General features: G+C 51.5%; 17 protein-coding genes. 16 read left to right on the forward strand and 1 reads right to left on the reverse strand.

The window, feature by feature from the left end; genetic code table 11:
- Positions 1–123 precede the first annotated feature (123 nt).
- The 5 genes from AC3WRW_RS11440 (at position 124) to AC3WRW_RS11460 (ending at position 10,568) form a co-directional block, all read left to right on the forward strand.
- Complete coding sequence (locus AC3WRW_RS11440; RefSeq protein WP_492546444.1) at positions 124–5,298, forward strand: discoidin domain-containing protein; 5,175 nt, start codon at positions 124–126, stop codon at positions 5,296–5,298.
- Between the two features lie 205 nt (positions 5,299–5,503).
- The gene (locus AC3WRW_RS11445; protein WP_492546445.1) at positions 5,504–6,397 is read left to right on the forward strand and encodes a carbohydrate ABC transporter permease; all 894 of its coding nucleotides are present in this window, start codon (positions 5,504–5,506) and stop codon (positions 6,395–6,397) included.
- Entirely contained in the window at positions 6,398–7,225 is an 828-nt protein-coding gene (locus AC3WRW_RS11450) for a carbohydrate ABC transporter permease (protein ID WP_492546446.1), read from the forward strand.
- Positions 7,226–7,257: 32 nt separating this feature from the next.
- The gene (locus AC3WRW_RS11455) at positions 7,258–9,060 is read left to right on the forward strand and encodes a sensor histidine kinase (RefSeq protein ID WP_492546447.1); all 1,803 of its coding nucleotides are present in this window, start codon (positions 7,258–7,260) and stop codon (positions 9,058–9,060) included.
- Complete coding sequence (locus tag AC3WRW_RS11460; protein WP_492546448.1) at positions 9,045–10,568, forward strand: response regulator transcription factor; 1,524 nt, start codon at positions 9,045–9,047, stop codon at positions 10,566–10,568. Before AC3WRW_RS11455 ends, AC3WRW_RS11460 begins: the two co-directional genes overlap by 16 nt.
- Positions 10,569–10,636: 68 nt before the next feature.
- Here the strand turns inward: AC3WRW_RS11460 and AC3WRW_RS11465 are convergent, their stop codons facing one another.
- Positions 10,637–13,336: a family 78 glycoside hydrolase catalytic domain gene (locus tag AC3WRW_RS11465; protein ID WP_492546449.1), complete on the reverse strand. Its 2,700-nt coding sequence runs from the start codon at positions 13,334–13,336 to the stop codon at positions 10,637–10,639.
- Between the two features lie 261 nt (positions 13,337–13,597).
- On the opposite strand from AC3WRW_RS11465, the gene AC3WRW_RS11470 reads away from it, so the two are divergent.
- From AC3WRW_RS11470 to AC3WRW_RS11520, 11 genes are all read left to right on the forward strand, one after another.
- Entirely contained in the window at positions 13,598–14,914 is a 1,317-nt protein-coding gene (locus AC3WRW_RS11470; RefSeq protein ID WP_492546450.1) for an ABC transporter substrate-binding protein, read from the forward strand.
- 289 nt (positions 14,915–15,203) lie between these two features.
- A complete protein-coding gene (locus AC3WRW_RS11475; protein ID WP_492546451.1) occupies positions 15,204–15,917 on the forward strand; it encodes a GntR family transcriptional regulator in 714 nt (237 codons plus the stop codon).
- A gap of 267 nt (positions 15,918–16,184) precedes the next feature.
- Positions 16,185–17,396, forward strand: a complete 1,212-nt coding sequence (locus AC3WRW_RS11480; protein WP_492546452.1) for an extracellular solute-binding protein — start codon at positions 16,185–16,187, stop codon at positions 17,394–17,396.
- Between the two features lie 22 nt (positions 17,397–17,418).
- Entirely contained in the window at positions 17,419–18,270 is an 852-nt protein-coding gene (locus AC3WRW_RS11485) for an ABC transporter permease (RefSeq protein ID WP_492546453.1), read from the forward strand.
- The gene (locus tag AC3WRW_RS11490; RefSeq protein WP_492546454.1) at positions 18,267–19,109 is read left to right on the forward strand and encodes an ABC transporter permease; all 843 of its coding nucleotides are present in this window, start codon (positions 18,267–18,269) and stop codon (positions 19,107–19,109) included. The genes AC3WRW_RS11485 and AC3WRW_RS11490 overlap by 4 nt, the downstream gene beginning before the upstream one ends.
- A gap of 2 nt (positions 19,110–19,111) precedes the next feature.
- Positions 19,112–20,125, forward strand: a complete 1,014-nt coding sequence (locus AC3WRW_RS11495) for an ABC transporter ATP-binding protein (protein ID WP_492546455.1) — start codon at positions 19,112–19,114, stop codon at positions 20,123–20,125.
- 27 nt (positions 20,126–20,152) lie between these two features.
- Positions 20,153–22,273 (forward strand): methyl-accepting chemotaxis protein, encoded by a 2,121-nt coding sequence (locus AC3WRW_RS11500; RefSeq protein ID WP_492546456.1) that lies wholly within the window; start codon positions 20,153–20,155, stop codon positions 22,271–22,273.
- Positions 22,274–22,289: 16 nt separating this feature from the next.
- The gene (locus AC3WRW_RS11505) at positions 22,290–22,754 is read left to right on the forward strand and encodes a hypothetical protein (protein WP_492546457.1); all 465 of its coding nucleotides are present in this window, start codon (positions 22,290–22,292) and stop codon (positions 22,752–22,754) included.
- The gene (locus tag AC3WRW_RS11510; RefSeq protein ID WP_492546458.1) at positions 22,751–23,761 is read left to right on the forward strand and encodes a CehA/McbA family metallohydrolase; all 1,011 of its coding nucleotides are present in this window, start codon (positions 22,751–22,753) and stop codon (positions 23,759–23,761) included. The genes AC3WRW_RS11505 and AC3WRW_RS11510 overlap by 4 nt, the downstream gene beginning before the upstream one ends.
- A gap of 151 nt (positions 23,762–23,912) precedes the next feature.
- Positions 23,913–25,055: a hypothetical protein gene (locus tag AC3WRW_RS11515; RefSeq protein ID WP_492546459.1), complete on the forward strand. Its 1,143-nt coding sequence runs from the start codon at positions 23,913–23,915 to the stop codon at positions 25,053–25,055.
- Positions 25,030–25,218: a hypothetical protein gene (locus AC3WRW_RS11520; protein ID WP_492546460.1), complete on the forward strand. Its 189-nt coding sequence runs from the start codon at positions 25,030–25,032 to the stop codon at positions 25,216–25,218. The genes AC3WRW_RS11515 and AC3WRW_RS11520 overlap by 26 nt, the downstream gene beginning before the upstream one ends.
- Positions 25,219–25,393: the final 175 nt, after the last annotated feature.

The raw sequence follows: 25,393 nt of genomic DNA on the forward strand, positions 1-25,393 counted from the left end.
CAGAACCCGGTAAGAAAAGATACCAAAAAATAGAGAACAAATCCGAAGTTTCTCACCTTTCCTTATCCTTGAAAGCCCTTACAATAAGAGAGGTAATTTATTAATCAAGGGAGGTTTTCGAAGATGAGAAATAGGCTGATTGCAGCAGCCATGGCGCTCATTCTAGGGTGGAGTACCGTTTCTCCTCTGGGACAGCCGATGGCTTTCGCACAGGGGCAGACGGATATTTCGGAAGGGCAGACCAATCTTGCTTTGGGCAAAAGCGTGGAGGTTTCTTCGAGTTACGTCGGCTCCGGGTGGAAGCCGGAGCTTGCGGTTGATGGGAAAAGAACGGGAATAAACACGGCGAGCGGCGACAAAGGGTGGACTAGTCAACCTTTCTCGGGTTCCCCGCACCCGGAATGGATCATTATCGATTTGAATCAAGCGGAGAGCATCGACAAGGTTGCCCTATGGCCGAGAAATGACGAAGGCACGAACGTTGGCGTCGGATTTCCTGTTGATTTTACGATTCAGGTATCAACCGATAAAGTGAGTTGGACAACCGTAACGACGGAGACCTACTATCCGAAGCCAACGGCTGGCGGGGCGCAGACGTTTACATTCACGCCCCAATCCGCCAAATACGTGAAGGTTGAAGGGACGGTTCTGTCCAAAGACGACTTTCAAGTATACGCTATGCAGCTTGCGGAAGTCGAGGTGTATCAAGCGGCCAGCCAGCTGTCCGACGCCGATGCGGTAGATGCGGCAATCGCGGGGCTCGATTTGACAGGAACGACCGCCGTTGTTGGCGACATTCAACTGCCCAAACATGGAACAGAGGGTACGGAGATTGCATGGACGAGTTCAAACCCTGCATTTATGACAAATGACGGGAAACTGTTGAAGAGCCCAACGTCAAACGAAGGCGACTTGACATTGACGATGACGGCGGTGGTAACGAAAGGGGCGATCAGGAAAACCAAGGATTTTACAATTACCCTAAAAGCGCTGCAAGCCAATCTTGCTATTGGACAAAAAGTGGAGACCTCTTCGAGCTATGTGGGCTCTGGATGGAACCCGGAGTATGCGGTTGACGGGAAAAGAACGGGCATTAACACGGCAATAGGGGCAAAAGGGTGGACCAGTAAGCCTGCCACAGGCACGCCAAGCCCGGAATGGATTATGATCGATTTGAATCATGTAGATAGTATCGACAAGGTTGTTCTATGGCCGAGAGATGACGAAGGCACGAATGTTGGATTGGGATTTCCTGTTGATTTTACGATCCAGGTATCGCCCGATAAAGTGAATTGGACAACGGTCGCGACCAAGACCAATTATCCGGCTCCGACGCTAGGCGGAGGTCAAACGATTGCGTTCAATTCCGTATACGCCAGATATGTAAAGATTGAAGGAACGAAGTTGGCCGTCGATAACTTTAATACTTATGTTATGCAGCTAGCTGAAGTGGAGATTTATCAAGCGATCAGTCACCTGTCCGACGAAGATGCGGTGAATGTAGGGCTTGAATGGCTTACGCTGAACGGCTCGACAGATGTATTCACCAACATGCAGTTACCGACATTCAGCATGGAGAACACGCAGGTAACGTGGGAAAGCTCCAATCCCGCCTATCTGCGCGAGGATGGCAAGCTGATGAAACGTCCGGCATGGAGTGAAGGCAGCCTTACGGTGACGCTGACGGCAACGGTGACAAAAGGCAATGCCAGTAAAACAAAGCTATTTCCCGTCACGCTGAAAGCGTACCCGAACGTCGCCCCGGAGCCTCCGGATACGTTCAAGGTTGCCGTCTTTTGGCCACCGACTAAAGATTATGTGAACGCGCAGCAGTATGATTATTTAAAAGAGGCAAACGTCAATTATGTCGAGGTTGTTGAAACGGGAGATTTGACCTCCGTTGAAACTAACGACACGATGCTCGATCTGGCCGGGGAAAGAGGGATAAAGGTCAGCGTTACGAATACGGAGGATCTTTCCAGCGTATCCGACCAGGAGATTGAGGACTTTGTCAATCATTATAAGCCGCATCCGGCGACGGGCGGGTATTTCGTACGCGATGAGCCGGTTGCGCTCAAAGATTTCCAAGATTCGGAGCGGATCTTCAAAAAAATCAAGTCGATGGACCCGGCCCGCCTGCCGCATCTGAATTTGCTGCCGGGCAGCGACCATTGGGCAACCTGGACCGGACTAGTCGGGGCGTCAAACATCGATTATTTGACCTTCGATTCCTATCCGTTCGGCGTTAACGGAATGGGCCAAGACTTTTATTACTTGCTGGACCGCGTTCGTAAAATGGGATTAAGCAATCATTACAAAACGGCAGGATATTTGCAAAGCGTCGGCATCGACAATCGGCTGGTTCGGCCGACTCCAGAAATTATCCGTTATGAAGTTTATTTGAATCTGGCATACGGCCTCAAAAAGTTGACCTGGTTTACATGGTGGACCCCGACGGATCGCGGCGAGCCTTTCACAACGGCGATCATTACGGCGGACGGTCAAAAGACCGATCTCTTTGAGCCGGTTAAACAGATGAACAAAGTGATCCAGGAGCTTGGCTCGACGCTGCTGAAGCTGGATGCGAAGGATGTGTACCATTATGGGCAAATTCCGCCAAACACCGAGCAGCTTCCGGCCAGCTTCTACTTCCAGCCTGTGTCGGCACCGAACGCCAATGACGATATGCTGATCACGAACTTCGTTCACAAAGATACCGGAAGACGCTATGTGATGGTTGTGAACAAATCGATGACGGAAAGCAAAAATTTCACGTTCGCGATTAATTCCAATACGGGGATAAGATCGGTTACAGAGGTTTCAAAAGAGAACGGTGAAGAGATGGCCACAAACTTCGATCCGGCCACTTCCGAGCTGTCTGCCAGCTTCCTCCCTGGCGAAGGCAGACTGTACGCAATGCCGGAAACGTTCATCCGTCCGTATCCGGTGCAAGCGCCGGTATCGTCTTTGAACAATCCTACGCCGGATAACCTGGCTTTTGGCAAAAAAGCTTTTGGAAGCAGCGACACGGGCATTGAATGGGGTTGGAACGCTGCATTCGCAATCGACGGCAAGCGCAATTCCACACCGGCCTCGTATGGCTGGTCCAACTCGTTGGATCTCGGCGTCGACCATAAGGAATGGATCACCATTGACCTTGGCTCTACGCAGGAGGTTGGGGCGGTAAGCCTGTTCCCGAGAACGGATCAATGGCATGAAGGAACCGGTTTCCCGGTAGGCTTCAACATCGAAGTCTCCAATGACAACGTCAACTGGACGACCGTTCATACAACGCAGAATTATACGGAAAGGCCGGCAACGACGCGCAACATCTCGTTCCCTGCCGTTAACGCCAGGTACGTCAAAGTAGAGGCGACCGAGCTGGGCAAAGATGATTACAACTATTACCGCATGCAGTTTGCGGAGATCGAAGTGTATAAGGACGCGTCGGCATTCTCTAATCTGCGCGCCAAAATGCTTCCGTCCGACCTGTATGCCGGCTCTCAAGGGACGCTTAGCCTCGGCAGACTGCAGTTGGACGGGTCTTTGCAGGCAGTCAGCGGCCAAGTGAGCTATAGCAGCAGCAATCCCTCTGTCGTTACGGTGAATGCTCAAGGCGTTGTGACCGGCGTTGCGGCTGGCTCTGCGACAATTGCCGTAACGGTGCCGGGCGTAAACGGCGGTACGGAAACGAAGAGCTTCCCGATCCTCGTTAAGGAGCTTGCTTCGCCATGGGCGTTGAGCTTCGTGGGCGGAGCAGACGGCAAAGCGGAGCTGCAGCAGAACGGAAGCTATCGGGTGTGGGCATCCGGAACCGGCATGGGTGCCGCCGCCGATCAGTTCGTCTATATGAACAAAAATCTGACGTCGGCTCAATCTGTGACACTGACATCCAACCTCGAATCGCTGTCTTATGCTGACGCAAGCACGGCCGGATCGAGTGGCAGAACGGGCATTATGATCCGGAGCACATCGACAAACGGATCTTCACAGCCGGCGAGCGTGTATCTCTCCGTGAATGCCGAAGGGAGAACGCAGTTGACCTACCGTGATGAGGACGGTACGGTCACGACGATTGACGGCGATTACGTGAAACCATCGGTTGAGCTGAAGCTTGAGAAGCAAGGCAATACGGTCACCGGTTATTACAAAAAAGGAACAGAATGGGTTGGGATTAACGCCGATGCTTCGCAGTCGTCGATAACGGTCAGTCTTGCCGAAACGCTTACGGGCGGCATCGCTGCGTATTCCGGCGCGGCAGGCGCGTTCAGCGATTCGGTCGGAGTCACTGTGACTGAAGTGAGTCAGGTTGCGCCTTCAAGCGACGCCAGGCTGAAGGGAATCGCCCTTGGCGGCAGCCCGCTGCAGGGCTTCGATGCCGGGAAGACCGGCTATGACGTGCAGCTTCCGGCCGGGACGACGGCCGTACCAACGGTGACGGCCACGGCGATGGATGAGAAGGCCAAGGTGACGGTTGCCCAGGCCGCTTCGACGACGGGCAAGGCGGTCATCGAGGTGACGGCGGAGGACGGCGCAACGAAGTCGACCTATGAAGTTCGTTTCTCCGTTGCTTCGAGCGGTTCCGGTTCGGATCCAGGCACGGATCCGAACCCTGGTACAAATCCCGATACGGGAACGGATCAGCCACCTGCAACGAAACCCGATGCGGGAACAGGAACAGGAGCAGGAGCTGGGACGAGTACGGGGACGGGCACGAATACGGGCCAGCCAAGCAGTCCGGGCTCCGGAATCAAGTTGACGGATGTGCCGGATCGCCATTGGGCGGCGGACAACATTCGGAAGGCCGTTCAACTTGGCATTGTGAACGGATATGATGACGGCACCTTTAAGCCGGACAGACAAGTGAACCGGGCGGAGTTTATCGTCATGCTGGCGCGCGCGCTGAAGCTTCCGGAAACGACTTCAACTGCCGTAGCGTTCACCGATGCCGACAAGATGGCCAAATGGGCGCTTCCGTATATTGCGCAGGCGGAGAAGAGAGGGCTCGTATCGGGCTATTCCGACGGAACTTTCCGTCCTGAAGCAACGATAACGCGAGCCGAAATGGCCGTGCTGATCTTCCGGGCGGCGGGTCTGCAGAAGCTGAAAGAGGATGAGAAGCTTTCGCTTCCCTTCGCCGACGCTGACGGGATTCCCGATTGGGCGCTTCCGTACGTGGCGGCGCTGACGAATGCCGGCCTCATTAACGGGACAGACGGCAATCGCTTCGATCCCGCAGGTATCGTTACCAGGGCTCAAGCCGTGACGATAATCATGGCGATGTTGAATCGGAAATAGGACTTAGTAGAGGCTGTCCAAGAAGGTCTGTTACGACCTGAGGGCCAGCCTCGTTTTTTTTAATTTATCCTTGCCTAAAATGCCGAAAAAAAGAGAGCTAAAATGAAGTTTGCATCATTTTGTTTGCCGCTTTTCCCTTGTATGCTAAACATATTCGCTGCCTCAGGCGGCGCGCAACAAGTGATGCAGAGGGAGAGGGGTTATTATGCTGAAATGGTCGCTCGCTAAGAAGGAGCATGTGGGGTGGGCTGCGTTTATTGCACCTGCATTTCTCATTTATACCGTAATTTTTCTAGGGCCGGTAATTACCAGCTTCTACTACAGTTTGACGAATTGGAACGGGTTTTACAAAACGATGGATTTTGTGGGCTTGCGCAACTTTGCGCATCTGGCAACGGATGGGGCATTCCACAAGGCGCTTCGCAACACGTTCTGGTTCACACTGCTGATCGTCGTTTTGCAAAACGGTCTTGCCATTCCGCTAGCTTTAGCGCTCGATTCGAAGATTAAATCCAAGTCAGCGCTGCGAGCCGTATTTTTCACGCCGGCAATTCTGAGTCCCTTGGTTGTAGGCTATACCTGGATGTACATCTTTCAGCCGCAGAACGGTCTCCTGAATGGCCTTCTGGGGATCGTGGGACTTGGCTCTTGGGAGCAGTCGTGGCTGGGCGATCCGCAGTACGCTTTGTATTCACTAGTTACGATCGTACTGTGGCAGTATGTCGGCTATTCCATGGTCATTTTTGTCGCCAATCTGCAGTCCATTCCCGGAGATTATTATGAAGCCGCCGACATTGACGGCGCGGGAGCCTGGCGCAAGTTCCGCAACATCACGCTCCCGCTGATGGCGCCATCGATTACGATCAATGTCGTACTGGCCAGTATCGGTTCGTTAAAGGCGTTCGACATCATCTACGTGACAACAAAAGGCGGACCGTTTCAGGCAACGGAAACCATTACGACGCTGCTTTTCAAAACGGCTTTCACCCAAAGCAACTTCGGCTACGGCACGGCAATTGGGGTCGTCATGTTTTTTATCATCTTGTTGATCTCGGTCATCCAGATTGCCGTACTACGCAGAAGAGAGGTTGGGGTTTAAATGAGATTGAAATCAGGCCGTGTGGCAACATTGGAAATCGTCATGATCTTGCTTGCCCTATTGTTCGTTATTCCGTTTTATTTTGTACTCTCCATGACGTTCAAAACACCGGAGGAAATGGCGGGATTTCCGCTCTCGCTGCCCCATAGTTTACGTTTGGGCAATTACGCGGAAACTTGGCAGATGATGCGCTTTCCTCTGGTGCTTGGCAATACGCTGCTCATAACGGTTTGCTCCGTTGCGGTGTTGATTGTATTCGGCTCGATGGCTGCATATCCGCTTGCGAGGAAATCGAGCCGAACGTATAATTTGATGTATCTCTACTTTACTGCCGGTATCATGGTGCCGTTTCAACTGGCGATGGTTCCCTTATACCGCTTTGTCAACGCGCTTCATTTAGTCAATACATATCACGGTGCGGTTCTCATCTATTCCGCGATCAATTTGCCGCTTGCTGTATTTTTGTTCACGGGATTTCTGAAATCGACGCCCAAGGAGCTGGAAGAAGCGGCTTGGATCGATGGCTGCTCCAAGTTTCGTGCCTACTGGGTCGCTGTATTTCCGATCATTAAGCCGGCAACGGCGACGGTTGCTGTCCTCTGCTCGCTGAGTACGTGGAACGATTTCCTAGTCCCGCTGCTTTTCCTGCAAGATCAGGGCAGACGTACGATTACCATTGAACTGTACATGTTTGTAGGCGAGCACGTGACGAACTGGTCGCTGCTGTTCCCAGGCATGGTATTGTCCATCTTACCGCTGCTTATTTCCTATATTTTTCTGCAAAAATATATTATTAAAGGCATCGCTGCCGGCTCAATTAAAGGTTAGAGGGTTACATCAAGAGGGCAGGGGGGAGCGAGATGAAGCCGAAGGCTTACCGGGTTCGGGACTGGAATCTGAACACGAAGCTGATCTCCGTTTATTCCGTCACCATCATCATTTCGGTCATTGTACTAACGCTGCTGGGCTTCCAACACTATAATGCGAATTTGCAGAAGAAGGTCGGGGAGTATGGCCTCAGTTTAACCGATCAAGTACGCAAAAATTTGGACACTTACATTCGGCAAATCGACCTAATGACGTCCACTTTTTATCTGGATGTCCGGGACAGTTTGGGCAAAGAAGTTAACCGGGAGAATCCCGCCGAGGCTTTCCGGGAAAAAGTGATGATTGACCGGGCGCTTCGCAATACGATACTGGCCATCCCGTTCTCGGAGCTGCTTGGCGCGTATTGGATTAAAGACGGTCAAGTCTTGTACTCGCAGTACGGAACGGGTGACTGGATCGATCATACCGGGTTCCGGGAGGCCGGCTGGTATGACCGCGTCCTGCAAATGGACGGCAAAGGCTTGCTGATTCCCCCTTACAAGGTAAATACGAGAACCGGGGAAGCGTATGTGTTTTCGTATGCACGAAGCATCGTGAATGTGGACAACCGTCAGTCTGCCGGCGTGCTGCTGCTCGATTTCTCGGTTAAAGGCCTGGAGGAAATAACCGATAATGTCAAAAGCTCTTCGGCCGGCACCTTGTTCATACTCGACGAAAACGGACATATCGCCTATCATCCGGACGCGTCGCGCATGAAGGATACATTCCTACTGAAGCCGGGAGCTTCGTATGGCTATTATAAGGACACCATCGACGGCCGGCAAACGTTGGTTCACTATGTCCGTTCTTCGCTTTCTCAGTGGAGCATTGTCAACACGATTGAAGTCAGCCAGCTTTCCAACGAGCTCGGCCTGCTTCATAAATTACTTTGGACGACTGCTGCCATCCTTCTTCTCGTGTCGATTTCACTAACGGCGTTTCTGACGACTACGATCAACCGGCCGCTGAAGGAGCTGAAAAAGCTGATGCGTCGCGTAGAACTGGGAGACTATAACGTAAAGTACCATACCCGTTCGAACGACGAAATGAACCACTTGGGCCATAGCTTCAATACGATGGTGAGTAAACTAAATGAGTTGGTCAATAATGTTCTGCATATGAAGATATACCGTCAACAAGCGCAGGTTCAGGTGCTGCGAAGCCAAATTAATCCCCATTTCCTGTATAATACGCTAGAGTCCATCAACATGAAGGCGGAGATGAACGGAGATTACGAGGTGGCGGACATGGTGTCGCTGCTGGGCAAGCTGTTCCGCTTATCGCTGCGCTCTGAAGCTGAGAGCGTACCCCTTTTTCGCGAGCTGGAATACGTTAATGTATTTATGCGATTGCAAACCATACGATTCCCGCATTTATCGATGGTGATCGAAATCCCCGAAAGTCTGATGACGATAGACATTCCGCGATGGATTATTCAACCGCTCGTAGAGAATGCGATCATTCATGGTAAAGTGCAGGTCAACAAGGAAGGGTTAATTCTTATCCGGGCCATGATGGAAACAAACGGCGATCTGACGATTTTCATCGAAGATAACGGCGTGGGATTAACCGCCGAGCGATTGGAATGGCTGCGCGTTATGCTTCGGAACTCACAGCAGGAGGAGCTCGAAGACGGCGATCATATCGGATTGCGGAATGTTCACCGCCGCATTATGTACCTGTGCGGTGACAATTACGGCCTTAAGATCGATAATCGCGCGGGTGGCGGCGCCCAAGTGATCATTCGTTTAAATGTTATTCAAAAAGGAGCACAGAGCGAATGCCAAAGCTGCTGATCGTAGATGACGAAGAGATGATAAGGGCGGGATTGTCACAAATGGTGCCCAGGCTGCTGCCGGAGTGGGAGGTCGCCGGAGCTTGCCCGGATGCCGAGAGCGCATGGCAGACTATCCAGCGTGTGGAACCGGATTTGGTTATCCTCGATATCGGGATGCCAGGCGAAAGCGGGCTGGTGCTGGCGGACAGGCTGTCTCGCCTGAAACCGGATATTTCTATTATCATGCTGACCGGCTATGACAGATTTGAGGACATCCATTCCGCCCTGCGCAGCGGTGTTAGCGCTTACTTGCTTAAGCCTATTCAACGGGATGAATTGAAGCAGGCCATCGTTAAAGTCGGGGAAAAGATTGCCGGACGAACGTCGCAGAGCAACCGGCTGCTCGTTCAGGCGTTAACGGAATGGGTGCTCACTGCTGAAGGTCCAGCTCTGCGAACGCTCATTGATATTTTGGACAGAGAGGGTTTGAGAGGGCAGGAGATCAGCTACAATTTGCAGTTGACGATGTTCGTCCAACACGATAACGGAAGTACGGACAAAAATTTGGAAGAGCGTCATGCCCGCGCGGGCGAGATCGTAAAAGCCATGAGCCGATCAGGTTCAGAAATCCTTAAGTGGGCTGTAGTCCCGATCGCCAAGTCCTGCGAGCTGCTGTTCGTGGCAGGCAGGCGATTGATCTGCCCTTCATCAGCCATAAGCGGGAACACAGAGAGCGGCATGCTGGCAGCCGCAGGCGATCCGGTGACGGATCCGGCCGAGCTCCCTCGTTTGTTCCGCGAAGTGCAGGAGCGGCTCCTGCGCAGCGGAACGGAAGCGGATAGTCTGACCCCGGAAGAGCTTGAACGGTTGTCCCGGCTCACGCTGGCGCTGGAGATGAACGATTTGGATGGTACGGTCGCCGTACTGCGGCATGAAATACAAGCTTGGCGTTCGATGGAGCCGCTTCAGAAGCTGCGCGCCGGTTTTCGGCTCATTGCCTTTTTTTCAGGGCCAGAGACACGCAAACTTCAATCTAAACTATTGAAGAGGATGCAGCCCGAGATTGACAAACTGACGAGCAGGCTGCTATTCAATCCCGATCCTGTCCTTTTACAGCTGGAAGTGGAAATATTGCCTGACAAATTGGCCGGGCTTCAACCTTTTGCACCGGATGACCGCAAAGTGATTGCGAAAGTTAAGGAAATTATCAAACGCGAATTTATGAATCCTAATTTTACACTGGAACAGGCGGCAGCGGGCGTCTATTTGAACCCTACGTATCTCAGCGAGCTGTTCAAGGAATCAACAGGCCAAAAGTTTATCGATTACATTACCGAAGTCCGGTTGAACGAAGCCCGGCGCATGCTGATGGAGACGGATATGAAGATGTATGAGGTGTGCGACTCGGTAGGCTATACCAGTTCCAAATACTTCAGCACCTTATTCCGCAAGAGATTTGACGTAACGCCGACGCAATACAGAGAGAGCAGCGGGGATCGGCAAAGCGTGAGTACGGATTCAGAATGAAAAAAGCGGAATCGCAATGCGGGGCTATCTTCATGAGGCGCCCGCTTGAGGATTCCGCTTTTCTGTGCTCAGAACGCAATAAAGCTGTAGGTTCCCGATCCGAACCGGAGGGTTACAGTATCTGGAAGCCGCTCCCCGCTCAGCAACCCTTCCGTGCCTTCGGCGTAAAATTTATTTTCCTTCCATACGAGTTGCCCCGCGTTCTCTTCATAGATTTGCAGCGCGTCCAGCCCCTTAGCCAAAGAGAGCGGGGTCAGCCGTAATTCTGCTTGAGCCCCGGCGGGCACAGCAAATGTCATCTTGAGGCTCTTATTTTGGATTCGGCGCTCCCACTTTGCACTCGTCATTCCGAAGGGGGTGGGGACGCGTGCTTCGGCATATTCAAGGCCCTCCGGGCAATAAGGCTGGAAGCGGATAGTGGCGAATCCGGGAGCCGCGATTTGAATGCCGGCTACATATTCGGTTAGCAGCCGGGCGGGATAACCGTTCCATGCGTGGCTGTGAGATTCGATATCGTCCCAGCCCTCCCACATGGTGGGGGAGCCTTGCGCGATCATGTAGCCCCATCCGGGATACTCCGATTTGCGCAGCAGAGCGAAAGCCTTATCGGCGAATCCTTGCTCGAACAGCAAACGCAGCAGAGGCAGGGACAGAACGGTTCGCGCTTCCCACGGCTGTTCGGCGATGCGTCTCAGCATGGCCGATCGATCGGCTGTCTGGGGTGCGAGCCCAGCTAACATAGCTAAGGCATTTACCCCTTGATGCCTGGCGGGCGATCCCAAACTGTCCATGAATCCGTTAGACTCAGGATCAAACAGCTGATTGGCGATGCTTTCGGCGAGACGCTTGGATGCTGCCGTCCATGACTCGCTATCTTGATCCAATCCTGCAATAGCCGACATTTGCCCCAGCAGCAGCAAAGCCTGATAGAGCTTCGTGTTCTGAACCGTCAGTACAGCGCCGCTGTCGTCAACGGTCGGGTAAGGCCAATCGCTGATATGCCACCACGCGCTCTTGGGCAGAAGGCCGTCCGCTCCGCAGAAAGAGAGCCAGTAAGCAACAGAGCGTCTCGCGGCATCATAGTGCCGTCGGATGAAGCCGGCGTCTCCAGTTGCCTCGTAAACTTTCCAGAGCAGAGTAACAAAATGCAAATCCCATTCAGGAATGCGGATAGCGAAATCAGGGTGTTCGTCATTGCTGGGAGCTACAAAAGGAAAAGCTCCATCCGGCTTCTGCGCTGCCGTGAAGTCGGCAAGCGTCTTTTCCAACATCGCGGCTGCCGAATCGAAATGATAAAGCAGCAGCTCGGCTTGCAAATCGCTGTCGGCCAAATATTGAGCTTGCTCTCGGTGAGGACAGTCTACAATTTGACCCAGTATATTGTTCTTCTGTGTCCGTACACAAGCTTCGTGAAGAGCGTTCAAGAATGGATCCGAGCTGTGGAACAGCCCATCTTCCGGCAGTCCCGTTCGCATGGCTGTCACGTGGATCTGATCGCCTTGAAGCGGGACAGGGTAGCCCGTCACTTCGATATAGCGGAACGCTTTGTAGGTAAATGCGGCTTCCCACTCTTCCATATCATCGCCACGCATCGTATATTGATCGTAGTAATGTTCGGATGTTTCGTTGCATACTTTGCGTTCCACGCCTCCATCCGCTGCAAGCTGCTCCGCATAACGCAAACGGACCGTGGCGCCACGGATGCCGGGAAGACGCAAGCGGACCCATCCGGACACGATGCATTCGGCATCGTAAATTTGCAGGCAGCCGTCAGCGTTAAGCTCCGAACGGACAAGCTTGGGTACGAAGATGTCATCGATGCCCCCTTCGGGAATTCGCTGCGGTGTCAAACGCCATCCGGCTTCGGCGGCAGGAGATAACTCGGCAGGGGAGCATTCGGTATCGCGATAACCATATTGGGTCCACGAGGAGGACAGCTTGCGCGCATCGACATCTTCTATGGGGGAGATTCTCCGGTTTTGTTGAAAAGGTGTCCCTGAACGATGAGCGCCGCTTGATAAGTGTTTCCAATACGGATCCGTAGCCCAGCGCTGCCGTTCGCCGTTTTTCATGACGAGATCCGCTTGTACGATTAGACCAGGCAAGCCGTCTACGGTATTTTGCCCGCCTCCGCCCAAATAAAGAGCAGTGACCGCCAAGCAGTTAAGGCCGTCCGGACGAAGCAGCGGCGCGATGTCGTAGGTGATATACAGCTTTCCGTTTTGGGGATCGGATGGAGCGGGACTCACATAGCCGCCGACACGCGTTCCATTGAGAAAGAGCTGAAAATAGTGATGGGCGGAGATGGATAAATAGGCAGAGAGAACCGGCTGCTCCACGATGTATTCTTTACGGAAGTAGGCAAACTGGTTGGTGGCAGCCGGCTCGCCGTTCCAGATCCAGCTGGCTGTCCAGTCGGCAGGCGTAAGGCCGGTAACAAAGGAGGCTTCGCTTTCCGCCGGATCAGGGTGGTCTTCTTCCCATACAAGCAGTTTCCAACAGTAGCTTTGATGCGGTTTAAGGACAGGCCCGTCATATGGCAGGAAGGGCATCACGGTGTCCGTCGGGCCGCTATCCCACAGCCCGGCTCCAAGAGAGCCGTCAGGTTCAAGCGGAAAGAGTGAGATTTGGCAGCTTTTTTGCCGGATGCTTCGGCGGTCACAGGCGAGTTGCCACTGGAAATGAAAAGCTGCGGGGTCGATGCCGATCGGCCGTTCCCATCCGTTAATGGACAGGGAGGCGAGAGTAAAACGGGGGTTACTTTTCACGGGCAATCGTCTCCTTCGTTGTCTTATGTTCATAATCCTAATTAATTATAGGCAACACATAGCGGCTGCCAAGGCTGCAAACTTAGGAAAGCGTTCGTTATTTTCTGGGGTTTTGCAAGGGCGCAGATCCTCCCGGCGGGAAAAAGGAATGTTCCGAAAATAAAGGAACAAACATGAATTTATGAACATGTTTTTTTGAACTTATTTTTTCTAAGATAGAGCTGGGATCAAACCTTTCATAATTTTAGGAGGATGAAAAAAATGGGGAAAAAGAGTCTGGTCACGGCATTGTCACTTATCTCAGCATTGTCTCTAACTGCATGCAGCAATGGCGGAAACAGTCCATCCGCAAGTTCGGCTGCTCCGGCAGCGGTATCCGCAAGCCCAACTAGCGCCAGCACGGAGAAAGTCGTATTGAAAGTAACGGGGTTTAAGTCCGGTTCCGAGCTAGGAGCGATTCCTGAACTTAATGACAAGTTCATGAAGGACAATCCGAACATCAAAGTCGTATACGAAGGAATGCCTGGCGGACAGTTCAAAGAGTTCATCAAAACGCGGTTTGCAGCCTCTGACGCATCGGATGTCATTATGCTGCATCCGGGTCTGTCGGACATTATTGCTTATGGCAAAGCAGGGTACTTGTACGATTTGTCCGCAGAGCCATGGATCAAGAATTTTACAGATGCTTCCCTCAAGGCTACCTCGGCTAACGGCAAAGTATACGGCATTCCGAATGACATGAATGTACTTGGCGTGTACTACAATAAGAAGCTATTCGCCGATCTGTCGATCTCGGTCCCGAAAAGCTGGGACGAATTCGTCGCGGCCTCGGAGAAAATCAAGGCGGCAGGCAAGCTCCCGATTTCCATCGGAAACAATGACGGCTGGATGACGCTGGCTGCTCTGTACACGATGGCGCCTGCACTCGTATATGCCGACAATCCTAACTTGGATGCACAGTTGAATGATGGTACGGCTACATTTGCCAAGAGCTGGCAAGATATGAACCAGAAATGGTTCTCGCTCAATGATAAAGGCTATCTGACGCCTCAAAGCACAGGAGTCAGCCTGGATCAGGCGCAGCAAGCTTTCGCCAAGGGGAATGCGGCCATGTACATTGATGGAAGCTGGTCGCTCGCCGGCATTAAAAAGGCAGGTCCGGATCTTGATGTCGGCATGTTCGCGATGCCTTCCAATGCAGCGGGCAAAGATGTCGTCGCTTCAGCTGCTGTCGGAACTACTTTAGCGATTAACAAAGATACGAAAGTGCTTGACGCAGCTAAAAAATATGTTGCCTTTTGGAGCCAGGTAGACAATCAAAAGAAATGGGCGGCAAGCCAGCAGGCGTTCATGACGATTAAAGGTGAAACAGGTGATATGGATAAAGCCTTTACTGAGATTGCGAAGGTCGTAGCAGCAGGCAAGAGCTATCCTTTCCTCGATCAGGGCTGGTTGTATGGCAGTGCGGCTACTGGCGAGTTGATGACTTCTGCACAGGGCGTTTATTTGAAGGCGATTACACCGCAAGCCATGCTGGAGAGCATGGACAAAGCGTGGAAGCAGGCGGCAACGAAGTAATCGTGCATTTCCTTATTACGGATAAGACAAATTTCTTGGAAAAAAAGCAGCCGAGCGACTCGGACTGCTTTTTTTTCTTTGCTTTCGGACTAAGAAATTTACAAGGAAATCGCATTACGATAACATTCACTTAACAAATTATGCTCATAATAAGAGGTCTAGACAAGATTTCGTTATCGGTCAGGTTGACAAGCGAGCAGCAGCCTTTCATGATAAAACCATAGAGTTGCGCTCAAGCATGACAGCATGAAGATTAGATAGAAATATACTTGCCGTTCAGGAGGAAGCGATGTATCCAAGATATATGCAAATTCGCGATGAAATCAGTACACAGATTGAACAAGGCGAACTGAAAGTTGGCTATAAATTTCCCTCAGAGCCCGAGATGGCCAGCAAATTCGGCGTAAGCCGCGAAACGTTTCGAGCCGCGGTCAAAAAGCTGGAGGAAGAAGGTAAAATTCGCGTTCAGCACGGAGTAGGCACATTTGTCATCAGACAGCTCGATAAAATTCCGAGTGATCTTTCCCGGCTGCAATCGACAAGTGAAATGATCCGAATTTCCGGACGTCAGGAAGGGGATCAGCAGTTGTCTGTCAGCTACGCTTCTTGTACGGAGGAATGGGCGGCCATTCTCAATCTCAGGGAAGGGGAGCCGGTTGTGGTGCTTGAACGGGTCCGCACAGCGGATCATGAGCCGGTCATGACTTCTTTCTATATTTTACCGCAGTCTATTGTAGGGGAAGCCTTTAACGAGGAAAGCTTCGGCGGCTCGATGTTTCAATTTTTGGAGCAGAAGCTCGGCATTAAGATTAAGCGCAGCCATACGGAAATTACGGTTCCGCTGCAGACAGATGCGAGGGTTCAGAGCTTGACGGTACACCCCACGACGACTGTTTTGCAAATGAAGCAGACGCATTTTGATGAAAATAATTTTCCGATTTTTTATGCTTGCGATTATTTTCGCAATGATGTCTTTCAGTTTTGGGTTGAACGCTTTTCGTAACGGCGCACGTTGCATGATCGCATGATAAAACCTCTGTCGGCTCGCTTTTCGCGGGTTGGCAGAGGTTTTTTTGCAAGCTCCTCCCTTTGCAGCGGAGCATTAATGCGCCGCGGTCGTTCGAGGAGGAGATGTATAGACAACATTTATAAAACATTTACATTCCAATGATATGCAGTTAACAATTCTCCTGCATACTGAGGGTGAATGAAGTCTAGACAACTAAAGAGCGTCAATGTGCATTTAATTCGAACTAGGAGGCAGAGAGAAATGAAGAAACCATGGACCACACTTGTATTGGTAGGTACGACGCTAACAACATTATTGACCGGCTGCGGGGGGAACGAATCGAAAACAGCAGCGGTAAGCCCCTCTGCTTCTGCAAGCCCGGCCGCTTCAGCCAAGCCGGCAAGCAATGTGAAGATGGCGCTCAATGTTGCGACAGCCGGCGATACGAATATGACGGAGCTCCAAGAGAAGTACATGATTCCAGAACTCAAGAAAAAATTTGCAGATGCTAACGTTAACGTAGTCGGTACAGGCCCTGGAGACGCTGGATCACAGAAAATTTTCGAAAAGCTGAAAGCGCAGAAAGATGCGGGCAAGAAAGAATGGGATATCGATGTTGCCATCGTTCATCAAAGCGCGATGCAATCGCTAATCGACAACGATCTCATCGAGAAATGGGTTCCGATGTCCGCGAATAAGGCCGCTGTCGTCTCTGCCGACAGTAAAAACAGCTTGGGAACTAACGTGGACGGCTACGTGATTCCGCTTTATCACAGCCAAGTTGCCTTTGCTTACAATCCCGATAAAGTGAAACAGGTGCCGAAAACGATCGACGAGATTGAAAAGTGGATTCAAGCCAATCCGAAGCGTTTTGGCTATAACGGCATCAAAAACGGCATGAGCGGCGTAGCGTTCGCGACGGCATATCTCTATGCAAAGAGCAATGACTACAAGGCATTAACCGAAGGTCCTTTCAACGCGGATCTCGAGAAGAAATGGCCGGACATCATCAAGCAGTTAAAGGCGCTGCCAGTCGTTTATACGAACGGAAACAACGGTACGCTGGACATGCTTAACCGTGGCGAGATCGACATGGGGCCGGTATGGGTCGATATGTTCAATCAATGGGTTGCAGACGGCCGTATGAACCCGAATTTCGGTCTGAAACTGACGGATCCGGGTATGCCGGGACAACCGCTCTACGTTGTAATTCCGAAAAATGCGAAAAATAAAGAGGCGGCTCTAACATATGCAGATTTCATGACGTCTCCGGAAATTCAAGCGAAGGTCATCGTCGGCCAATTCAGCTGGTACCCTGGCATCAATGCGGAATCGGTGCTGCCGAGCGTTAGCGAAGATGCGAAGAAAAAGCTGTTTAAAGATGTTTCTGCAGAAGATCTGAACAAGCGCGGGCTGCAGTTCCCGTTGGCGCAGTTTTTAGGTGATTATCAAGGGGCTTTTGAAAAAAATTAATGCATGGGAGGGGATGAAGCCAATGTCTCGACCGAATACCGCATCAATTGGCGCTTCGTCCTGGATCCGTTGGTTGGCTGGAATCGCGATGGTGGCTCCAGCCACACTTATTGTTGTGGGGCTCTTTCTGTATCCGTTTCTTGATTCCCTGCTGGGAAGCTTTCGTGACAAAAACAGCCAATGGACAATGGACAACTATGTGAATGTTCTTACCTCATATTCCGGAGACTTCCTTTTTACCATTTTCGTTTGTTTGATCAGTCTCGTGCTGGTACTTATTTTGGCGGCTTTTCTTGCGGGCTGGCTGCGGCTGAAAGCCGATCCTTTCGTTGAGTTTTTGTTCAAAATACCTCTGTTCGTGCCGTTTGTCGTCGTCGGTCATGCGATGCGGGTCTTTCTCGCACCGCACGGCACGCTGAACTCATTGCTTTCCGCAACAGGGCTGTTCAACCCGGATGCGATGCCCAGTGTCGCCTTTTCCACTGTCGGTCTCATAACGGCGCTGGTTTGGAAAAGCATGGGGCTCACGCTGCTACTGTTCATGGGCGCGTTCCGAGGCATCAACGGCAGCTATTTAGAAGCGGCGCGCAATGTCGGTGCGGGCAGTTTTCGCTTGATTAAGGATATGATGATTCCGATGTCTTGGGGGACGATCGGCGTGGCAGGCGTTCTGACGTTCACCTCCTTGATTGGCAATTTCTCCATTCCCGCTATGCTTGGCGACGGCGGAGGCCACCAGATGCTGATGGTCGATTTGTATTATGAGCTCGTTTTTATGCATAATTCCGGAGCTGCCAATGCGCTCGGCGTCATCTCTTATATCGCATCGCTCGGAGCGGCGATCTACTATGTGAAGAAGGTGGCCAAGTCATGAATGCGGACTCAACCCAAGCGATCAATAACAGGAAATCACGCGGACTGCTGTCCCTGGTTATACGACTGTCGATTTATGCGTTTTCCATCTTTATGATTTTCGGACCGATTTCCAGTTTGATTCTGTGGTCATTCGCCGAAAAATGGTACTGGCCGCATATGCTCCCCCAGGACTGGGGATTCAAGTACTGGGCGAAAGTGTTTGACGGGAAAATGCTGACCGCGCTCTCCACAAGCTTCGGCATTGCTTTTTTGGTAACCTTCATAAGTATTGTTCTTTGTGTGCCGCTGTCTTATTTGTTTGCGCGCTTTCGCATTCCGGGAAAATCGCTGCTGCTGCTGCTTTTCTTACTGCCGCAAGCTTTTCCTCAGCTTCCGGTTTTTACTAACGTCATGACGTCGATGTACAAATGGGATCTTGTAGGCACGATTACAGGCGTAACGCTTATCCATCTGGTGGGCGCAATCGTGTTTTCTGTATGGACAATGGTGTCCGTGTTCCAGCATATTTCGGTTGTTTTGGAAGATGCGGCGGTGAATCTCGGTGCCTCCCGGCTGCGCACCTTTTTTACCATCACGCTGCCGATGGCCGTTCCTGGCATCATTGCGGCATCATTGCTGGTGTTTCTGTACTCACTCGACGAGTTCACAGGAAGCTTGCTGATCGGTTCGCCCTTCATCTCGACAATGCCGGTGTATATGTATAATTCGGCCATGGGGTACGAGATGCAGACGGCATCCGTGACAGGCCTGCTTCTGATGATACCCGGCGTCTTTCTGCTGCTGCTGATGCAGCGATTTATGAAATCTGAATATATGGCCGCTTTTGGAAGGGGATAGTTATGGAGATCCGACTAGAGAATGTATCAAAACAATATGGTAAAAGCCGTGGGATCGAAAATATTTCACTTTCCCTGCCGCAAGGCGGTTTTACCGCGATTGTCGGCCCGAGCGGCTGCGGCAAAACGACGCTGCTGCGCGCGCTCGCCGGCTTTCACGATATCGATTCAGGCACCATTCGTTTTGGAGACAAAGACGTCACGCATGCGCCTTCGAGCGAACGCGGAGCGACGATGGTTTTTCAGAACTATGCCTTATGGCCCCATATGTCCGTCTTTGACAACGTTGCCTACGGATTGAAGCTTCGCAAAGTCAAGAAGGATGTCATTGAGCAAAAAGTATTCGACGTGCTGCGCAAAGTGGAAATTCCCGTGCAGGAAATCAAACACCGGAAGCCGCAGCAATTTTCCGGCGGTCAACAGCAGCGGATCGCTTTGGCGCGGGCGCTCGTGATCGAGCCGAATTTACTCTTGATGGACGAACCTCTCTCTAACTTGGATGCCAAAGTCAGATCGCGCCTTCGCGTCGAAATTCGCGATATTCAGCAAGCCTTCGGCATTACGGCCTTGTATGTCACGCATGATCAGGAAGAGGCCCTGTCCATGGCGGATCATCTCGTCATTATGAAGGATGGACGCGTCGAGCAGGCAGGTAAGCCGAGCGATGTGTATTACCGGCCGGCTACCTTGTTCTCGGCTCAATTTATGGGGGAGAGCCATACGCTCACGGTTTCGAAAGACGGCGAGCACAAGCAGCTCGTCATTCGCGCGGAAGATGCGCAGCTGCTGCCTGAAGACGCTAGTCTTCCCGCTTCGGCCGCTTACCCGGATGTTCGCAGCCGGGATGGTTTTGTCTATTTTCATGCGGAAGTGAAAAGTCATCTGTTTATCGGTTCGAGCTACCGTCATTTGGTGACGGCAGGCGGACAAATCTTTTTTGTCGATGCCCAGAAGATGCAGGCGCCGGGCAAGTACTGCGTTGGCGTGCCGGAAGAGCGGGCTTATTGGTTTGCATGAAGGTGAAAGGACAGGGGAGAGAAGCGCTTGATCACATGGATGGAACATAGACGCAAAATACTGGTTTCAGATTTGCAGCGGAAGCTCACGAGTTCAGTCGGTGTTAAGCTTTTTATCCTCTTTTTCATATGTATCACGCTGTTTGTCTCTGCTGCCGGTTATGCTTCTTACCAGGTGGAGAGGAGTATGCTGGAGCGGCAAGTGGCGTCAGCTTCCAAGCAAATGATTATTCAAGCGAGAGAGAAGCTGGACATGCTGTTTGGCAGCTTTGAAACGTTCTCGTTCCAGTTTGCGGTGGATCGGGACCTGCAGAGCGAGATTAAAACGTATTTGGGAAGCGCTGCGGGGACCTCTGCACGGACGAGCCAGTGGGAGGCGCTCAAAACAAGAATGGAAGACGTCCTGTTCAGGGATTCCTCGCTTGACGGAATAAAGCTTTACGGCCCGGATGCCAAGGAAATCGTGTTAACGGGAAACAATAGCCGTTCGCTGCAACAAGGAAGTTCTTCCGCAGCGGATACGGCTTGGTATGGCTTATTGAAGACGGATGACCAAAGCGTTGTTTGGATTCAACCGAAGGAACTTAGCGCTGATGCCGCTTCATTAGGGCTAGCCCGTACCATTAAGGATCCTCTCACAAAGCAAACGATTGCTTATGTCGTAATGGAAATCAAGAAGGATGTTTTTATCAATCAATTGGATTCGATTCAGCTTGGAACAACAGGAGTAAACCGTCTGATTGACCGCCAGCACGAAACGGTGTTCGCGACGGGGGCGCTGCAAGGCGCAGACGATACGGCCAATTACGCGGATCTTCTGAAAGGCGCACAGAATTCGACGGAAAAAGCCGGAGCTTATGTGCTCACAAGCGGACAGGCTGGCGGGCAATTGGTCGTCTACGATCAACTGTCCGATGAGCGGTTAGGCTGGACGGTGGTAAGCACCATTTCGATGAATGAATTATTGAAAGGCGCGAGCTACGTGCTCAATGTCATCCTGCTGATTGTGGCGGCTGCAGCGATTGCCGCAGGAGGGCTTGGCTTCTATGTGGCGGGATTCATCGGAAAGCCGCTACGCGTTTTAAAAGATAAGATGCGTCAGGGGACGGAAGGCGATCTGTCTATTCGCGTTCATTTCGGGCGATCCGACGAAATCGGAGCCGTCGGCGAGAGCTTCAATCTCATGATGCAGCTGATCCAGAAGCTTGCCGATGAAGCAAACAAGTCCGCCGGCGATGTGTTGACGCTTGCGGACACCGTGAGAAGCGGTGCCAAGGAAACGACGAGCTCTGCGCACAATAATGCCGAGTCGACGTCGCAAATTGCCGAAGCGACTAAACTGCTTACGAAGGAAGCCGAGCGGGCAAGCGAAATGTCGCAGGCCGTTCTTGAGCAGACCGAACAAGTGATCCACGTCAGCCGGAAGATCGACGAATCGGCGAGCTGGGTGAAACAAGCCAGTAAAGAAGGAAAACAGTACATGGAGGAAGTTGTTGCGAACAACCGCACGGTTGAGCAAGTGACAGATTCATTGCAAGGCCGTGTGATGAGACTGGCGGAAAGCACGAATGCCGTCTCGCAAATCGTCAAACTGCTGAAACAAATGACGGGGCAAACGAATGTGTTGGCGTTAAACGCTGCCATTGAAGCTGCCAGATCCGGCGTTCATGGAAAAGGCTTTATGGTGATTGCCTCCGAAATCCGCAAGCTGTCGGAGGAGGCGAACCGTTCCATCGAGCAAGTCGGCCGCATCGCCACACAAATTCAAACGGATATGGAGGAGACGATGTCTGCCATCGATGAGTCGAGACCCGTCTTCCTGCGTCAATTTGAAGCTGTTCGTCATGCCGACCAGCGATTCGGCGTGGTCCACGATCAGATGATCACATTAAACGATTACTTGGAAAACGTCGACAGCGCCATTGAAAACCTCCGCCATTCACAAGATGTACTGTCCAAAGCGATGATTAACGTTTGCGCCATCTCCGAAGAAACATCGGCTTCTGCGCTTGCAGTTTCGGAGGAGACGGCCAGCCAGCTTCACATTAGCGGCAAGCTGTCCGGCACTGCCGAACAACTAAAAGAGATGTCCTCAGGGCTGAAGGAGTCGCTTGGCTACTTTCAGCGATCAGGGTCAATGACTTCATAGAAAGGTAAGAAGACGAATGAAAGTATTGCTTGAGATCAAGGAAACGCTGTCGTCTCGGGAGACGCAAACGCACCGAAGCTACCGCTTCTCCGTTCCGGAGGCATGCCGGAAATTGATTGTTAAACTGAATTATTCGCCAGGCAGCGAATCGAACGAAGAGCGGGCGAAGCATATCATCATGGAAAGTCAGCACCGATATGCAGGGGAAGGCGAAATACCGGACCCGGACAGCTGGAGAAAATATTTGCCGCTCAAAAATTTAATGACCGTTTCGCTCGATGATCCGGTTGAATTCCGTGGAGCATGCCACCGAAAAGCGGATTTTCAAATTTTAACGGTATCGGAGAGCGAAGCGTCTCCGGGCTTGCTACCCGGTGCGATTCACCCGGGAGAATGGCAGGTTACGTTAAGTTTTCATGCGATCGTAACGGAAACATGCGATTATGAGCTCATGGTGTTAGGATCGGAGGAGAACCTATGAATGCAAAGTGGCTTCCCTACGAGCTTCACACGCATACCTTTCACAGTGACGGTCGGCATACCCTGGGAGAATTGGCGGCAAGCGCCAAGGAGCTGGGGCTGCACGGCATCGCGATGACCGATCATAATACGATGTCGCCGCTCTTGAACCGGGACGCCGTGCAGGATGCGGCAGGTTTACATATTGTTCGCGGCATGGAGTGGACTACGTTTTACGGACATCTGCTTATGCTGGGCATCGAGCATTATGTCGATTGGCGTGATCTCGGCATTCGGGATATTCACAAGGGCATTGAGCGCGTTCACCGGCAGGGTGGAATTGTCGGCATTGCACATCCCTTCCGCATCGGCAACCCGATCTGCACGGGCTGCTATTGGGAGTACGAGGTTTCCAACTGGCATGATATCGATTATATCGAAGTATGGTCGTATACGATGCCATCGATATTAACGAGCAATCAGCGGGCTTTTCAAATGTGGACGAATTTGTTGAATGAAGGCTGCCGGATCGCGGCTGTTTGCGGGCGGGATTGGCATGATTCCGTCCCGACATCGGACCCTGTTGCCGTAACGTATTTACAGTTGGCGCATAGCACCGCACCATATGGTGAGGATCGTCATGTTGTTGAAGCCATTCGCGCCGGGGCTGTCAGCGTTACGATGGGGCCGCTGCTCTTGCTTGAGCTTACCTCAGATCAAAGCGTTTCTTACGGGATTGGCGATGTGGCGGCAGTCCGGGATCTTCATACGGAGTGGGAAGTGACTGTGCGGCTGGACATGTCGGCAAGAGCCGGATATTGGCAGCTGCACGATCAATTGTTTACCGTAGAACTGAATAGCAATCAAGGCACAGTCGCCAAGCTTACATTGCCATACAGCGGTGAGGCGGTCACCTGCAAGCTGAGCGTGGACGGGATGACTTGGCTGCGGGCGGAGCTGTACGGTGTGATTGCGGGCTGTCGAACGATGATCGCTTTCACAAATCCGGTTTATTTGGAACAGGCATAAATGGTTATTGCACCACCGAACGGCTGAACATTCAGCCGTTCTTTTTTTGCTGTAAGTGACGGCTCGCAGGTTAAGCTTTTGTAAAAATAGTAACTTCCGTATAATATTGGCGTTTAATTTATTAAACAATACGCCATGAGGTGAAGCCCTAATGAAGAAGCTCGGTCCCCGAAAACTCGCTGCTCTCACAACCGCCGCCGCACTGTTGTTAAGCGATCAACTTACGTCAGCCTCTTACGCTGCCGGCAATTCGGTGAAAGTCAGTATACCCAGTTTCCCTGTACAAATAAACGGGGGAATCATCGATCCGTCCAAAGCCCAATACCCGCCTATCGTCTACAAAGACATTACTTATTTGCCATTAACCTGGGATTATACCCGCTCTTTGTCTTTGGAGTATACGTGGAGCGACTCGCAAGGTCTTCACGTTTATGCACGAGGAAATCACTATCAGGAACCGCCTGCTGGGGATAAGAACGGCAGCAACAAGAAACCAACGTATACAGCGGAACTCGTGACGTATCCCGTCTTTGTGAACGACAAAGCGATCGACAATCAAGCGGAGGAATATCCGCTGCTAAGTTTCCGGGATATTACCTACTTTCCGATGACCTGGCATTTCATGCATGACGAATTCTTTATGAATTTGTTCTGGAATCCTAAAGACGGGTTCTCCGTCGTAGGTCCGCAGCGTCACTACCTATATTCCTTCGTCAACGACTCCGCCGATTACCTGTACCTTTACTCTGGCTTACAAATGTTCAAAATCAGGAAATCATTAACCGAACAACCATCACTTTTGACCGAAGAGGAGAATCAGCAGGTTTCCGCCCTGCCGCCAAGAGCAAATGCCGAACCGCTGACGAAAGCGGAATTCGCTTCGCCGGACTCTGCGTCTATCGAACGGAAGGAGAAAACATTCTATTACAGAGGGCAAGAGCTGCTCTCGTTGATGCCTATGCCGCAGGACGGTACATCTTCTTCAGAGGGATTCATGGAACGTTCTTACGCAGGCTTAGCGTATAAGGAAGCATGGTTTGATCTTGGATCAGGAAGAAAGATCCTATCGATCGTAGAGACGGACACTAATAATAAGATTTTACCGGACATTTTTACCTATTACCGTTATTTCTTCGTGGATGGCAATGAACGACCCGTACCTTTGAATGGGTTCGCTCATTGGCCCATCTCCAGTGTTCAACCAAATCCAAATGGAACTTGGTGGTTGACGAGCAGACCTATTACAGGGGACTACATTAACGGTCGAAATGGTTTTATCAGAGGGGGAGCTTAGTCTGCTGCAGCCAAACGGTCAAACCATTTCCGTGAACCGTCAACTGAAGATAGACGAGATTGAAGTGCTTTCCCATGAGGAAGACGGCACACTCATCTTTCGTGCTTATACCCGAACAATGGAGAGGGATAATCCTGCCTTTGGCATATATAAGATTGACTAAAAGGCGTGAGTCCATGGATATACCGAACTCATGCCTTTTTGCCGTAAAGATCGTGCATTGTAGTCCTCACTCCGTTTAATTGGTCACTTCTGTGCTAGAGCTGTTCATGGTTTTGTCACAGAAGTGATCTTAAAGCTATTTAATGTCTTGAAATTCAGTAGAAAGACATCTATAT

The organism is Paenibacillus sp. FW126-R14 (assembly GCF_058789495.1).

What these genes read in the sequence shown, in the direction of transcription:
- AC3WRW_RS11460 (WP_492546448.1), top strand. Translation starts at nt 9,045, where the DNA reads ATGCCAAAGCTGCTGATCGTAGATGACGAAGAGATGATAAGGGCGGGA.
- AC3WRW_RS11440 (WP_492546444.1), top strand. Translation starts at nt 124, where the DNA reads ATGAGAAATAGGCTGATTGCAGCAGCCATGGCGCTCATTCTAGGGTGG.
- AC3WRW_RS11515 (WP_492546459.1), top strand. Translation starts at nt 23,913, where the DNA reads ATGAAGAAGCTCGGTCCCCGAAAACTCGCTGCTCTCACAACCGCCGCC.
- AC3WRW_RS11490 (WP_492546454.1), top strand. Translation starts at nt 18,267, where the DNA reads ATGAATGCGGACTCAACCCAAGCGATCAATAACAGGAAATCACGCGGA.
- AC3WRW_RS11495 (WP_492546455.1), top strand. Translation starts at nt 19,112, where the DNA reads ATGGAGATCCGACTAGAGAATGTATCAAAACAATATGGTAAAAGCCGT.
- AC3WRW_RS11470 (WP_492546450.1), top strand. Translation starts at nt 13,598, where the DNA reads ATGGGGAAAAAGAGTCTGGTCACGGCATTGTCACTTATCTCAGCATTG.
- AC3WRW_RS11455 (WP_492546447.1), top strand. Translation starts at nt 7,258, where the DNA reads ATGAAGCCGAAGGCTTACCGGGTTCGGGACTGGAATCTGAACACGAAG.
- AC3WRW_RS11475 (WP_492546451.1), top strand. Translation starts at nt 15,204, where the DNA reads ATGTATCCAAGATATATGCAAATTCGCGATGAAATCAGTACACAGATT.
- AC3WRW_RS11485 (WP_492546453.1), top strand. Translation starts at nt 17,419, where the DNA reads ATGTCTCGACCGAATACCGCATCAATTGGCGCTTCGTCCTGGATCCGT.
- AC3WRW_RS11445 (WP_492546445.1), top strand. Translation starts at nt 5,504, where the DNA reads ATGCTGAAATGGTCGCTCGCTAAGAAGGAGCATGTGGGGTGGGCTGCG.
- AC3WRW_RS11480 (WP_492546452.1), top strand. Translation starts at nt 16,185, where the DNA reads ATGAAGAAACCATGGACCACACTTGTATTGGTAGGTACGACGCTAACA.
- AC3WRW_RS11510 (WP_492546458.1), top strand. Translation starts at nt 22,751, where the DNA reads ATGAATGCAAAGTGGCTTCCCTACGAGCTTCACACGCATACCTTTCAC.
- AC3WRW_RS11520 (WP_492546460.1), top strand. Translation starts at nt 25,030, where the DNA reads ATGGTTTTATCAGAGGGGGAGCTTAGTCTGCTGCAGCCAAACGGTCAA.
- AC3WRW_RS11505 (WP_492546457.1), top strand. Translation starts at nt 22,290, where the DNA reads ATGAAAGTATTGCTTGAGATCAAGGAAACGCTGTCGTCTCGGGAGACG.
- AC3WRW_RS11450 (WP_492546446.1), top strand. Translation starts at nt 6,398, where the DNA reads ATGAGATTGAAATCAGGCCGTGTGGCAACATTGGAAATCGTCATGATC.